Consider the following 13,358-nt stretch of genomic DNA (forward strand, 5'->3'; position numbering starts at 1 on the left):
GTCAGGCTCCCAACAGGCTTTGGCCGCACACCCGCACCACCTGGCCATTGACGCCGCCCGACGCCGGATGCGCCAGCCAGGCAATGGTCTCGGCCACGTCGATGGGTTGCCCGCCCTGGGACAACGAATTCATGCGCCGCCCCGCTTCGCGGATCATCAGCGGGATCTTCGCGGTCATCTGGGTCTCGATAAAGCCGGGCGCCACCGCGTTCACCGTGACCTGCCGGGCTGCCGCACGCGGTGCCAGGCCCTGTACCAGGCCTATCACACCGGCCTTGGACGTGGCGTAGTTGCTCTGCCCCAGGTTGCCGGCGATACCGGAAATCGACGACACGCACACAATGCGCCCACCAGGGTTCAAACCCTGACTGTCGAGCAAGGCCTCACTGAGCTGCCACGGCGCTTCGAGATTGACCGCCAGCACACTGCGCCAGGCGCCCTCGGTCATTTTGGCGATGGTCTTGTCGCGGGTGATCCCGGCGTTGTGCACCACCACATCAAAGGCGCCGTATTGGCTGACGTGGGTTTGCAACAGTGAGGCGGTGTCGGCGGCGGTAATATCCAGAGGCAACGCCGAACCGCCCACGCTGGTCGCCGCCTGCTGCAAGGCTTCCTGGGCCTGGGGCACGTCCACACACACCACATGGGCACCGTCCCGCGCCAGCACCTGGGCAATCGCCAGGCCGATGCCACGGGAGGCGCCGGTGACCAGGGCGCGTTTGCCGGCAAAGGGTTTGTCCCAGTTGATGGCGGCATGGCCATCGACCGGTTTTTCCAGGCGCACCACCTGCCCCGAGACATAGGCGGAACGGCGCGACAGGAAAAACCCCAGGCTGCTGTCCAGCGCGTCTTCCGCGCCCGGCGCCACGTACAGCAGTTGCACGGTGATCGCGCGGCGCAGTTCCTTGGCCAGCGAACGCACCAAGCCTTCAAGGGCGCGTTGGGCGATGGCCTGGGGCAAGTCGTCGCAATGCTCGGGTGCCGTTCCGAGCACCACTACTCGGCCATGCTGGCCGAGGCGCTTGGCATTGCTGTGAAAGAACAGGTAGAGCTCATCCAACTGTTGCAGGTCGGCCACGCCGCTGGCGTCGAACACCGCGCCTTGCACCTTGACCGTGGACGGTGCCTTGAGCGTCGCCGGGCTCGCGGCGACGGTGTCGGTGGCGCTGAACACGCGCTGCAGCGAGGCCACCAGGCGCCCTGCCCCGGCGATGATCACAGGATTAGCCAGGCCGGCCTGGCCGCTGCGATGCCGTTGCAGGGGCAAGGGTTGCGGCAAGCCGACCGCCTGGGCCAGACGCCGGCCCCAGGGAGAATTGACGAACGAAAGGTAGCTGTCACTCATAAGGAGTCCACTCACAACACAGTTCTTGCCTGATAAACCGGTCAAATGTGGGGAACTGGATCGCCCTCTGTAGGAGCGAGCTTGCTCGCGAAAAACGTCAACGATAACGCTGGCTTCCTGAATCAACGCGGCGCCTGTGAGTTCTTCGCGAGCAAGCTCGCTCCTACAAAAAGCCTTCTGCCTGGTATTCAAGGCAAGCAGTTCCCACCTGTGGACCGGGTTTTCTCTTAATTGACCGGGACGCTGCGCCGTTTGGCCACCGGCTCGAGCGCCTGCTTACGCTGCTGCAGAGCCTCCAGCAAACCAAAGTCCTGGGGAAAGTCGTCCACCTGGATACCGTGGTCGGCGTATTCCACATAGCGCGCCAGCAAGGCGTCTTCGTCGTCGCTGATCAAATCCAGCGCCCGCGCCTTCACGCGCCAATCGGTGAAGGCCGTGGCAGAAATCGGCAGCGGGCCGAGCAGACCTTGCTTGATGGCGGGCTTGAGCCGCGCCTCGATCAGCTCCACTTGGGGCAGCAAACGGAAACCCAATTCGCCGTAGGCCAGCTTGTCGACTTCCGCACGTGGGATGTAGGAGTTGGCCAGCAAACGGTCGCGGGTCTCGCCAGGGGTCTGCACCACCTCCGCCACCTGCGCCAACAGGCGGTCCGACGGTTTGCGCAGCGGGATGCCAAACGGAAAGCTCAAGGTGCGCACTACTGCTGCTGCGGGTTTTGAAGGGTAGTTGTCGAGCACTTCGGCCAAGGCTTCGTGGGCGCGCAACAAGGCGTCCTGGGCCGCCCAGTGCACCAGCGGCAAGTCCGCCTGGGGCCTACCGTCATCCTCGAAGCGCTTGAGCACGCAAGACAGGATGTACAGCTGCGACAAAATATCCCCCAGGCGCCCGGTAATACTTTCCTTGCGCTTGAGGGCACCGCCCAGCACGCCCATGGAAATATCCGAGATCAGCGCCAGCACCACCGACAGCCGATTGGCCTGGCGGTAGTAGGCAGCCAGCGCCGGGTCGGTCTTGGCCGGCGCCGCGATCAGGCGCCCGCCGGTCAGGGCATGCACCGCTGCGCGTACGGTGTTGGCCACGACAAAACTCACATGGCCAAACATTGCGCTGTCGAAGTCTTCCAAGGCCTTGCGCCGGTCGGGGTTGTGCGCCGCCTCCATCTCGCGGAACACGTAGGGATGGCAACGAATCAAGCCCTGGCCAAAGATGATCAGGCATCGGGTCATGATGTTCGCGCCCTCCACCGTAATGGCGATGGGACTTTGCTGGTAGGCACGGGCGAGGAAGTTATTGGGGCCCATGCAAATGCCTTTGCCGGCGACGATGTCCATGCCGTCGTTGACGATGATGCGCGCCCGCTCTGTGACGTGGTACTTGGCAATGGCCGAGATCACCGACGGTTTCTCGCCGGCGTCCAGGGATGCCACCGACACCTTGCGCACCGCATCACAGGCATACAGATGCCCGGCCATGCGCGCCAGCGGCGCCTGTACACCTTCGAACTTGCCGATGGGCAGGCCGAATTGCTTGCGCATCGCCGCATAGGCTGTGGTACCGCGCACCGCCACTTTACCCAGGCCGACGTTGGCCGAAGGTAGGGAAATCGCCCGACCTGCCGCCAGGCATTCCATCAACATGCGCCAACCGTTGCCGATTTGTTCGCGGCCGCCGATCACCCATTCCAAGGGAATGAACACATCCTTGCCGGTGGTTGGGCCATTCTGGAAAACCGCATTCAACGGCCAGTGACGCCGGCCGCTGTTTACCCCTGGATGGGAGGTGGGGATCAACGCACAGGTAATGCCCAGGGAACCTGGCGCGCCAAGCAAACCCTGCGGGTCTTCGGCGCGGAACGCCAGGCCCAGCACCGTGGCAATCGGGCCGAGGGTGATATAGCGCTTGTCCCAAGTCACTTTGAAACCCAGTACTTCCTCGCCCTCATGCATGCCTTTGCAGACAATGCCCAGGTCGGGGATCGCGCCTGCATCCGAGCCGGCATACGGGCTGGTCAGGGCGAAACACGGAATGTCGTCACCGCGTGCCAGGCGCGGCAGGTAGTAGTTGCGCTGGGCGTCGGTGCCGTAATGCAGCAACAGCTCGGCCGGGCCGAGGGAGTTGGGAACCATCACCGAAATCGCTGCCGCCGAGCAGCGTGTCGACAGCTTCATCACCACCTGGGAATGGGCGTAGTGGGAGAAGCCTTTGCCGCCGTACTGCTTGGGAATGATCATGCCGAGGAACCCGGCATCCTTGGTGTACTGCCAGCCTTCTGGGGACATGTCCTGCCAGACCTGCGTGGTTTCCCAGTCGTTGGCGATGTCGCACAGGGTTTCGACTTCGTTGTCGAGGAAGGCTTGCTCCTCCGCGCTCAGGCTGGCCGGCGCGGCTTGCAGCAGACGCTGCCAGTCGGGCTTGCCGCTGAACAGCTCGGCATCCCACCACACGGTGCCGGACTCGATAGCCGCACGCTCGGTATCGGACATCGCCGGCATGATCGTGCGAAACAGGCCCAGAGCCTTGGTGGTCAACAGTTTGCGGCGCAGGGGTTTGATCGCCAGCACCAAGGCGGGCAGCACCACCAGCACTGCCGCCAAGGCAATGCCCGGCACGGCCACTGCGTTGAACAGGTAACCAACCGCCAGCCAGAGGATGCCGGCGCTTAGCCACAGGGCGGCAGCGGCTTGTCGGTAAGCCAGGGCAATCGCTGCTGCGATACCCACCAATAACCAGATAAGCATGGGGGAGACCTCTACTTGATTCAGGACGTGAAACCACACTACAAACTTCAAATCATTAATTCAAATTTTGTTTTGAAATTTTTATTTAATTCCTTGCCGAAAAAATAGGCTGACCGGGTCAGCCTGACGAAAGAAGGAATCAACGCACGTCGCCGAAAACAACAGCCATGGCAAGGCCTCCAGATGCGCTGAGTGCCCTGCCTTGCACGCGCCTCAGAACTTATAAGTCGCCGACAGGCTGACCACGTCACCTGAGGATTCAGCTTTGCCGTCCAGCTGCGCGCCTCCAAGGCGGTCAACGTTCTTGGTCTTCAGATTGACCTTTTCGACAAACTGGTGCGAGTAGGCGGCATCCACCGACAGGCCTGGTACCGCCTTGATGTCATAACCTGCACCGAACGCAAGGAAGTAGCGATCCCCGTCGGGGATCCGAGGGTCACGGGTGGAGTTTCGGGTCGGTGTCTGGTCGTAAGCCACGCCGGCACGCAGGGTGAGTTCGTCGGTCGCTTTGTAGTCGCCGCCGATAGAAGTCATCCACGCGTTCTTGTAGTTGTAGGGTATGGCAACGATGGTCGAGCCTTGTGACTTGAGCGTGAGGTCCTTGAACGAGGACCACTCTGTCCACTGGGCACTCACGCCCAGCGTCCAGCGATCATTGAACTGGTGGACCCAGTCAATCGCCGCCGTCGCCGGGATATCCAATTGAGCACTGGCATGCGCGCCATCCGGGAACAGTTTGAGACCAGGGTAGGCCATCTCAACCAGCGTTTCGCCGTTCGGACCAATCGGGTTGGTCATCGCGTTACGGCCAATCGCGTCTGTATAAACGTCGTACTTGCCCGTCATCTTGTTTTTGATCTTGGCGTGATAATTCACGCCCAGCGTGTCTTGCGCTGTCGGCTTCCAAACCACGCCGCCAAACCAGCCCACTGAGATATTGTCGACTTTCACGCGTATCAAGGAATGCCCGACGCCGGTCGGAAAACCGGTGCCTCCCAGACCGGGAGAGACATCCGCGGCAGCCAACAGGTCAACGTTCTGGCTGACGTTCCCTTGGCTACGTTGAACGATGGCACCGGCACCGACGGAAAACTCATCATTGACCTTGAATGACAAGGAGCCTGTCAGGCCAATGGTCTCGATCTTGGTGTCAACGGCGAAATCTCGCAGCTTAGAGTTTTCGTTCCACGTACTTTTCATGCCTTGCGGTACGACTTGGCTCAGGCCAAAAGCAAAACGGTCGCCGATGGGCATGACCATAAAGCCAGTAGGTAGCCATGCGGTGAAACCACCCTGGCCGCCATTATTCGTATTCAGCGTCGGATCGCCCAGGTTGCCCTGATCATCCAGCACCGGCGTATTGGTCACCGGGTTACCGTTATGGTCATACGCCTGGCCAGAATATTTGATCTTGATCCGGGCGTAATCGACGGTCTGCTGCACGATGGTTGAATCGATGAACGCCATGGCCGCCGGGTTGTTGTACGCGGCACTGGGGTCGTTCTTGAACAATGAACCGCCACCAAACGCGCGCCCCCAGCCAGGCGCACCGTAGGTTGGCGTGGAGAAGCCGCCCGCCTGCACATTTCCTGTGGTCATCAAGCCTCCCAACAGCGCCAACCCCAGTAACGTGTGAGCGTGTTGTTTCTTATTATTCATGCGCTGCTCCTTATTATTATTTCGCCCGGCCCCTGCCGGTGGGTCGTGTGGCCGTAGGCAGACCGTAAGTACCCTGCCCAACCGATGCCTCGCATGAGGCATCGGCCTTTCAACGGGTGATCAGCCCTCTGGAGTCACATGCTTACGGGTTAACCGTCAGCGTCGGGGCAACAACATTCAGCGATACGACAGTGCAGTTGCCGGTCAGCGACTGATTGGTAGCCGAAAGTGTTTTGGTACCAGGAGTCCAAGCCACGGCAATGGTGGTAGGGCCGCAGTTAGTGGCCGGAATCGAGGAGATTTTGTAGCCTACGTTGGTCACGGTGCCGGTGGTGCCCGTCGCAGCGGTAAGAACCCAAGGCAGGTTAGTCAGCGTGGGCAGTGCGCATAGGCCGCCGCCGGTCAAGGAAGCACCGTTGATAGAAGCCACGCCACCGCTAACGTTGCCGGTAAAGGTAATGCCGCAAGTCACTGCCGCACCAAAGGATGAGGGCGACTTCACCACGATGGTACCGGCATTAGTCGAGAACGGACCGTCTGGAGAAACGGAAGCCGCGCTCGCCATGGAGGCGGCACCAAAGCACAGAGCAAACGAAGTTGCACAAACGAGGGTTTTCAAGCTTTTCATTGTTTTTCCTCACATGTTATGGCGATTCATTTCGCCAGGGGTAATGGCCATGATCGAGAGGTCACGGTGAAACTGCAGAACTTCCCTTTCCAGCCAAATTTCAATGCATTTACCGCTACAACAGTCGGAACGCGTTATTCGACAACTTTGAAGTTGGGCGGCATCTTGATCGACACCGTCTTGATCTTGCAGTCTTCGCCAATCGCAACATCAGCGGCTTCCAACTTGCCGGTGGCGTTATCCCAAGTTCCGTCGGCCGTCGACGGCCCACACTTGCCGCCCAGGCCAAAGGCATGAACGTCCACGCTGATCTTCGACATGGAGCCGCTTTTTGTATCTTTGGCGATTAACACCCAAGGCAAGTTGATGGCTTCGACACGGCTGCACTTGAGGCCACCGTCGAACTCGACTTTGTCGACATTCACCGATGAACCATCGGCTGCAACCTTGCCGGCTACCTTGATGGTGCAGTCGGCACTGATGAGCTTGCCTTTGGAAAAGCTGATAGGCCCTTGGGCGGTGAAGGCACTGCCAGCGGGTTCGATACGCGCAGCCTGGGCCTGGTGGTAAGCAATCAGGCCCATGGCCGCCAACAGGATGTGGGCGGTGAACTTGGCAGAACTTTGCATGGTGTACGTCCTTCCCTTGAAATTATTGTTGTAGGGTCAAACCAGGTTCTTGCACTCAAAACGCCGGGCGACAAGGACCTGCGCGATACACAGATCCCGAGTGCACCCTGAAGGCTTACTTCATCTCAAAACGGCTTGGCACTACCGCTGTACTTCTCCAGGTACTTCAAACGCTTTGACGGCTGAAGATTGGTCAGGTTGATATCGCCGGCATAGTGATTCAGTACACGATGGTCCATGCGACGCCGCCACAAGTACGGCACATAAGCCCAGACAATCATGCTGGCGTAGCCATACGGAAGTTGCGGTGATTCATCAAAGTGACGCAGCGACTGATAACTACGCGTAGGGTTGGCATGGTGATCGGAGTGCCGCTGCAACTGGAACAGAAAGATATTGGTGACAATTCGATTACTGTTCCACGAGTGACGCGGTGAGCAGCGTTCATAACGGCCATTGGGCAACTTCTGACGCTTGAGGCCGTAATGCTCGACGTAGTTCACCACTTCCAGCAACGAGAACCCGTAGATGCCCTGGATAATCAGGAACGGAATTACCGCCGCCCCCAGCCAGGCAATCATTGCGCCCCACAACACCACGCTATACATCCAGGCGCTGAGCACCGCGTTCTTCCAGTGCAGGGCCGGCAGGCCGAGTTTGCGCAGGCGTTCGCGCTCCAGGTTCCAGGCCGACACAGCGCTGAACCACACCGAACGCGGCAGGAATGCCCAGAAACTTTCACCGAGGCGCGAGCTGGCGGGGTCTTCCGGAGTGGCGACCCGTACGTGATGGCCACGGTTATGTTCGGTGTAGAAGTGGCCGTAGAAGGTCGGCGCCAGGGTGACCTTGGCCAGGAACACTTCCAGGGGTTTGGGTTTGTGCCCTAGTTCATGGGCGGTATTGATAGCAATACCGGTGGCGGCACCGGTGGACATGGCCATGCCCACATAAGTCAACCAGCTGACTGCACCGTGAAGTTCAGTGCGGGCGGTGATGAACGCGGCGGTCCTGGCCAGCCAGTTAGAAGGTTCCAGGGTGGCCGTGGCGTGCAACAGGCCGCCGTTGATGATCCAGTCTATACCGCCCGCAGCGAGCCAACCGGTGATGACCACCGAGGCAATCACAAACAGCACGCCGGTGTAGACGATCCAGCGGTAGTAGCGTTGGGATTCAAGGTGGCTGACCGCAGATTCGGGCGGGTTGCTGACGTCTTCGCCGAGCAGGCCGTCAATCAGCGGGATCAGGCCGAAGATCACGAGTACGCCCACCCACCACAGTTGTTGCACGCCTGTGGTGATGGCAAGGGCGCCGGAGAGCAAGGGCGTCGCCAGCGGCATGATGCCGAGCCACCACAGGTGGCGTTTGCCGTCGGCCCAGACATGCGGGGCTGCCAGAGTCTGGTTCATGGCAGCCTCCGAACGCATTCGGTGGGCAACGAGGCAGACGACAGGTATACGGAGCATTGACTGCTCCGGGAAATCAACCATGCGATAAAAGGCGTTTTTTTCATTATTTTATTCGCTCTTAGGCATTTCAAAAATAATTTCAAATTACACATTGAAATAATTTTTTTAAATAAATAGCGCGGAATCGTTAGGTCGTCAACTAGTTTCTCCAGCCCTTTTTTCCGTGACCGAGCAGTCTCTTTTCAGCCGTTTGGTCAGGTACTCAGGGGCAGGCGTCAACGCCAGGCGCCGCAGTCAAGTGGCACTGTTACTGGCTCGCCAGGGCGACAGGTGGGTTTATCGGCCGGACGCTCTCGCCGGGTCGAGCCCGCTTGGCCACCTTCTCCACCAGCGCCGCCACGCGCTCGGTGGCGGTGATCGGCAACATATGCCCACGGCCTTCAATCACCTGCATTTTCAGCCCTGGCACCTTGCTGGCCAGGGCCTGGCCGTGTTTCTGGAAGTCGAGCACCTTGTCCTGCGCCCCGTAGATCAGGCCGATGGGCAGGGTCAATCGTGAGTAGCGCTTGACCATCTCCGGCAGGTGGTCGTTGACCCGGTTGATCTCGGTTGACGCCGCGTAGAAATTGTCGGGTCGCATGCCCAGCAAACCGCCGCCACGGGTGGCGAAGTCCGGCGGCGCAGGATCGGGGGCAAATACGCCCTTCACCACCGAGTTTTTGGTCAGCAGGCCGATGGGCAGGGTCAAGGTGTGCGCTACCCAGCGCCGCAGCCAGGCCGGGCGCACGGCCAGAGACAGGAACACCAGCGGCAGCATGCGTTGGGGGTGAGTCAAGGGCGCAACCAGCACCAGCCCGGATACGGCATGGGGATGGTCGAGGGCCAGCGCCAGGGCAATCGCGCCGCCCAGGGAGTGCCCCAGTACCAGTGGTTTACCCAGATCCAGCGTATTGATGAAGGCCGCGATTTGTCGCGCCTGGGCCGGCAAGTCTGCCGGCGTGCCGCTGTGCCGGGTGGAATAGCCTGAGCCCGGCCGGTCGAGGCTGATGACCCGAAAATGCTCACGCAACTGACCGGACAAGGCATAGGTCAGGTTGCGACTACTGCCCATCAGCCCGTGAATCATCACCAGCGGCGGGCCCTTGCCCTCTTCGACATAATGAAAGCGCTCGCCATCCACCTCGACGAAGCGCCCGTTGATCGGCACAGTCGCTTCAATGCGCCGCGTCATCCAGGCACTCAAGCCCCACAACGCAGCACTGGCGCCTGCCAGCACTCCCGCAGCGACAACCCATTCGACAGCCATAGCTCGGTCCTCTGCTTCCCTGCTGCTGGCGACCCGACCGGAATTGATCTGGCCCCAGCCATCGTCCACGCCCTGGACCTCACTTCATGCATACCACGTTCATCCGTCGGACAAATCGCTCATGCGCAACAAGGTCCTAGCGTAGGCGAATTTTTCAGATAGATTATTTAAAATCTTTTTTAAAATAAATAATTCAATTTTCCTTTGCAATGGTGTTCTATCTAAAAGACAAAACAAAAACAGGAGCACATCCGATGCCCAAGCGTTTTATTGACGAGGCAGCCCTATGAATGCCCCCAGCGACTCAATCGACATCGCCATCATTGGCTCCGGGTTCGCGGGCCTGTGCATGGCGATCAAACTCAAGGAAGCCGGGCTCACCGACTTCTTTATTGCCGAACAGGCCGAGACCCTCGGCGGTACGTGGCGCGACAACCACTACCCAGGTTGCGCCTGCGACGTGCAGTCCCATGTGTATTCGTTTTCCTTTGCACCCAACCCGAACTGGACGCGACAGTTCGCGGCGCAACCCGAGATTCGCGCCTATCTGGAAGACTGCGCCAGACGCTTCGAACTGGCGCCCTACCTGCGCTTTGGCATGGGCCTGCAACGGGCGCTGTTTGATGAACAACAACAGCGCTGGCAACTGACCTTCACTAACGGCCGCCACGTCAGCGCACGGGTGCTGGTGTCGGGCATGGGGGGGTTGTCACGCCCGGCAATGCCGGATATCCCAGGGTTGGACAGCTTCAAGGGCAAGCGCTTCCACTCCCAGCAGTGGGATCACGAGTATTCCTTGAAGGGCAAGCGCGTGGCGGTGATCGGCACCGGTGCCAGCGCTATCCAGTTCGTGCCACAGATCGCCCCGCAGGTAGCGCACCTGGACCTGTTCCAGCGCACACCGCCGTGGATCATGCCCAAGCCTGATCGGCCGATTTCCGCTGCCGAGCGCTGGTTGTTCAAGCATGTACCGCTCACCCAGAAGCTGGTGCGCGCTACGCTTTACTGGGCGCTGGAAGGCCGTGTGGTGGGCTTTGCCCTGCATCCACGCCTGATGAAAATGGTGCAGAAAATTGCCCTTCGTCATCTGCGCAAACAAGTGGCCCGCCCTTCCCTGCGCAAAACCCTGACGCCGGACTACACCATCGGCTGCAAGCGCGTGTTGATCTCCAACGATTACTACCCGGCACTCTCGCGCAGCAATGTCGAGGTGGTCACCGACAGCGTGCTGCGCATCGAAGCCGACGGCGTGATTACCGCCGACGGTATCAAGCACCCCGCCGATTGCCTGATCTTCGGCACGGGTTTCCAGGCCAGCGACCCGTTGCCCCGTGGCTGCATCATCGGCCGTGACGGCATCGACCTGATGGATGCCTGGCGCGATGGCGCCCATGCCTACAAAGGCACCACCGTGCCGGGCTACCCGAACCTGTTTCTGATCGTGGGCCCCAACACCGGCCTGGGGCATAACTCGATGATCCTGATGATCGAGGCTCAGGTCGCGTACATCCTCGACGCCCTGAAACACATGCAGCGCCAGCGCCTTACCACGGTAGAGGTCAAACCCGCCGTGGAGCACGCCTACAACCAGCAGTTGCAGGACAAGCTCAAGCGCACCATCTGGAACACCGGCGGCTGCCAGAGCTGGTACCTCGACCCGCGCACCGGCAAGAACACCACGCTGTGGCCCGGTTCGACCTGGCGCTTCAAGCAGGTCACCCGGCATTTTGCCCTCAAAGACTTCAGCGTCAGCCAGGCGCCGGCGCCCGCCCTGCCGCGAGCGGTTGCAACGCCCCACTCCACCACAGAAGGCAGCCTGTCATGAAGTCATTCAACGGCCGCGTTGCGGCGATCACCGGCGCGGCTTCCGGCATGGGCCGCTCATTGGCCCTGGCCCTGGCGCGGGAAGGGTGTCATCTGGCGCTGGCAGACAAAAACAGCCAGGGCCTGGAACAGACCCTGGCGCTGATCCGCACCTCGACCTTGTCGCCCGTCACTGTCACCACCCAAGTGCTGGACGTGTCCGACCGCCAGGCCATGCACGATTGGGCAGCACGCTGCGCGGCCGAGCACGGCAAGGTCAACCTGGTCTTCAATAATGCCGGGGTGGCGCTGTCGAGCACCGTCGAAGGCGTGGATTACGCCGACCTGGAATGGATCGTCGGCATCAACTTCTGGGGAGTGGTGCATGGCACCAAGGCATTCCTGCCGTACCTCAAGGCCAGCGGCGACGGGCATATCATCAATACGTCCAGCGTGTTCGGCCTGTTCGCCCAGCCCGGCATGAGCGGCTACAACGCTACAAAGTTCGCGGTACGCGGCTTCACCGAAGCCTTGCGCCAGGAACTCGACCTGCAACGCTGCGGCGTGTCGGCCACCTGTGTACACCCCGGTGGCATTCGTACCGACATCTGCCGCAGCAGCCGCATCGACGCGAACATGACCGGCTTTCTCATCCACAGCGAGCAACAAGCCCGCGCCGATTTCGAAAAACTCTTCATCACCGACGCTGACCAGGCCGCCAAAGTGATCCTGCAAGGCGTACGCAAAAACAAGCGTCGCGTGCTGATTGGCCGCGATGCCTATTTCCTCGACCTGCTCGCCCGTTGCCTGCCGGCGGCCTATCAGGCTCTGGTGGTGTTCGCCAGCAAGCGCATGGCGCCCAAGCCGCGCACGCCGGTGTTTGAAACCAACGACGAGCCTCGACTCTGAACAGGAGAACGCACCATGCTGCCGATCCGTCGCGATATCCGTTTTGCCTTGCCTGCCGAGCGCATCAAGAACTGGCACGAACAAGGGCCTGTGGTCAGCCATTTCTTCAATGCCCTGTCGTTGCTGTTTCCCCAGGGCGAGCTGTTCTTCATGGACAGCGTGCGCCACTACCGTGGGCAGATCGATGATGCCGAACTGAAAAAAGAGATCCAGGGGTTTATCGGCCAGGAGGCCATGCACAGCCGTGAGCACGTGGCCTACAACGACTTGCTGCAAGCGGCCGGCCTGCCGGCGCACACCCTTGACCGACGCTTGAAGTTCTTCCTCGACCTGCAGAAAAAACACCTGCCGCCATCGTTCAACCTGGCGGTGACCATCGCCCTGGAACACTACACCGCCATGCTCGCAGAAATCCTGCTGAGCGACCCGTCGCGCTTTGGCGACTCACTCAAGGGTTACCAGCAGATGTGGTACTGGCACGCCCTGGAAGAAACCGAACACAAAGCCGTGGCGTTCGATGTGTGGAACAGGGTGATCAAACCAGGGCCTGCACGTTACCTGCTGCGCACGGGGACCATGCTGACCACCAGCGTGCTGTTCTGGGTGGTGGTGCTGGATTTTCACGTGCGCCTGTTGATTGCCGACCGCACTTCGGGCGGCACGCTGAAGGGCTTGTGGCGCATGGTGAAGTTCTTGTATGGGCCCAAGGGGGTGTTTCCACGGATGTTCCGGCCGTGGCTGCATTATTTCAAGCCGGGCTTTCATCCTTGGGATCATGACAACCGAGCACGGTTGGCGGGCATTGACCGGTTGGTCGAAGAGATAGAGCGCACGCGCCGCAGCTATGAATCGGCCTAGTGCCAGGGATCAATCCTGCCGCCTGTAGGAGCGAGCTTGCTCGCGAAAAACGTCAACGATGACGCGTGCTTCCTGAA

The 13,358-nt window shown here is 60.4% G+C and carries 10 protein-coding genes; 3 read left to right on the plus strand and 7 right to left on the minus strand.

What is annotated here, in order from left to right; all coding sequences use genetic code 11:
- Position 1: 1 nt before the first annotated feature.
- From GIW79_RS17520 to GIW79_RS17550, 7 genes are all read right to left on the minus strand, one after another.
- The gene (locus GIW79_RS17520) at positions 2-1,345 is read right to left on the minus strand and encodes a 3-oxoacyl-ACP reductase (protein ID WP_236454664.1); all 1,344 of its coding nucleotides are present in this window, start codon (positions 1,343-1,345) and stop codon (positions 2-4) included.
- A gap of 227 nt (positions 1,346-1,572) precedes the next feature.
- Complete coding sequence (locus GIW79_RS17525) at positions 1,573-4,083, minus strand: acyl-CoA dehydrogenase (protein ID WP_236454666.1); 2,511 nt, start codon at positions 4,081-4,083, stop codon at positions 1,573-1,575.
- A gap of 213 nt (positions 4,084-4,296) precedes the next feature.
- Positions 4,297-5,742 carry an outer membrane protein transport protein gene (locus GIW79_RS17530; protein ID WP_072448441.1) on the minus strand — a complete coding sequence of 482 codons (1,446 nt, stop codon included), beginning with the start codon at positions 5,740-5,742 and terminating at the stop codon, positions 4,297-4,299.
- Positions 5,743-5,884: 142 nt separating this feature from the next.
- On the minus strand, positions 5,885-6,370 hold the full coding sequence (gene praB / locus GIW79_RS17535; protein WP_014718293.1) for an alkane oxidation protein activator PraB: 486 nt from the start codon (positions 6,368-6,370) through the stop codon (positions 5,885-5,887).
- Positions 6,371-6,504: 134 nt separating this feature from the next.
- Complete coding sequence (gene praA / locus GIW79_RS17540; RefSeq protein WP_014718292.1) at positions 6,505-6,999, minus strand: alkane oxidation protein activator PraA; 495 nt, start codon at positions 6,997-6,999, stop codon at positions 6,505-6,507.
- Positions 7,000-7,124: 125 nt separating this feature from the next.
- Positions 7,125-8,405, minus strand: coding sequence for an alkane 1-monooxygenase (locus GIW79_RS17545; protein WP_072448440.1), 1,281 nt, complete (start codon positions 8,403-8,405; stop codon positions 7,125-7,127).
- Positions 8,406-8,712: 307 nt separating this feature from the next.
- The gene (locus tag GIW79_RS17550; RefSeq protein ID WP_236477396.1) at positions 8,713-9,711 is read right to left on the minus strand and encodes an alpha/beta fold hydrolase; all 999 of its coding nucleotides are present in this window, start codon (positions 9,709-9,711) and stop codon (positions 8,713-8,715) included.
- A gap of 286 nt (positions 9,712-9,997) precedes the next feature.
- Here GIW79_RS17550 and GIW79_RS17555 point away from each other — a divergent pair, with 286 nt between their 5' ends.
- Genes GIW79_RS17555 through GIW79_RS17565 form a run of 3 tightly spaced genes read left to right on the plus strand, consistent with a single transcriptional unit; the run spans position 9,998 to position 13,281 of the window.
- Positions 9,998-11,536 carry a flavin-containing monooxygenase gene (locus GIW79_RS17555; protein WP_236454669.1) on the plus strand — a complete coding sequence of 513 codons (1,539 nt, stop codon included), beginning with the start codon at positions 9,998-10,000 and terminating at the stop codon, positions 11,534-11,536.
- Positions 11,533-12,423, plus strand: coding sequence for an SDR family NAD(P)-dependent oxidoreductase (locus GIW79_RS17560; protein ID WP_236454671.1), 891 nt, complete (start codon positions 11,533-11,535; stop codon positions 12,421-12,423). The genes GIW79_RS17555 and GIW79_RS17560 overlap by 4 nt, the downstream gene beginning before the upstream one ends.
- A 15-nt stretch (positions 12,424-12,438) precedes the next feature.
- Positions 12,439-13,281: a metal-dependent hydrolase gene (locus GIW79_RS17565; protein ID WP_034126050.1), complete on the plus strand. Its 843-nt coding sequence runs from the start codon at positions 12,439-12,441 to the stop codon at positions 13,279-13,281.
- Positions 13,282-13,358 lie beyond the last annotated feature (77 nt).

The sequence above is a fragment of the Pseudomonas sp. PA-7-1E genome, from assembly GCF_021605325.1.
Lineage (GTDB): Bacteria > Pseudomonadota > Gammaproteobacteria > Pseudomonadales > Pseudomonadaceae > Aquipseudomonas > Aquipseudomonas fluorescens_BV.

Bases quoted from the DNA above. Each gene is read 5' to 3' on its own strand.
- GIW79_RS17520 (WP_236454664.1), bottom strand. From the start codon at position 1,345: ATGAGTGACAGCTACCTTTCGTTCGTCAATTCTCCCTGGGGCCGGCGT.
- GIW79_RS17525 (WP_236454666.1), bottom strand. From the start codon at position 4,083: ATGCTTATCTGGTTATTGGTGGGTATCGCAGCAGCGATTGCCCTGGCT.
- GIW79_RS17530 (WP_072448441.1), bottom strand. From the start codon at position 5,742: ATGAATAATAAGAAACAACACGCTCACACGTTACTGGGGTTGGCGCTG.
- praB (WP_014718293.1), bottom strand. From the start codon at position 6,370: ATGAAAAGCTTGAAAACCCTCGTTTGTGCAACTTCGTTTGCTCTGTGC.
- praA (WP_014718292.1), bottom strand. From the start codon at position 6,999: ATGCAAAGTTCTGCCAAGTTCACCGCCCACATCCTGTTGGCGGCCATG.
- GIW79_RS17545 (WP_072448440.1), bottom strand. From the start codon at position 8,405: ATGAACCAGACTCTGGCAGCCCCGCATGTCTGGGCCGACGGCAAACGC.
- GIW79_RS17550 (WP_236477396.1), bottom strand. From the start codon at position 9,711: ATGGCTGTCGAATGGGTTGTCGCTGCGGGAGTGCTGGCAGGCGCCAGT.
- GIW79_RS17555 (WP_236454669.1), top strand. From the start codon at position 9,998: ATGAATGCCCCCAGCGACTCAATCGACATCGCCATCATTGGCTCCGGG.
- GIW79_RS17560 (WP_236454671.1), top strand. From the start codon at position 11,533: ATGAAGTCATTCAACGGCCGCGTTGCGGCGATCACCGGCGCGGCTTCC.
- GIW79_RS17565 (WP_034126050.1), top strand. From the start codon at position 12,439: ATGCTGCCGATCCGTCGCGATATCCGTTTTGCCTTGCCTGCCGAGCGC.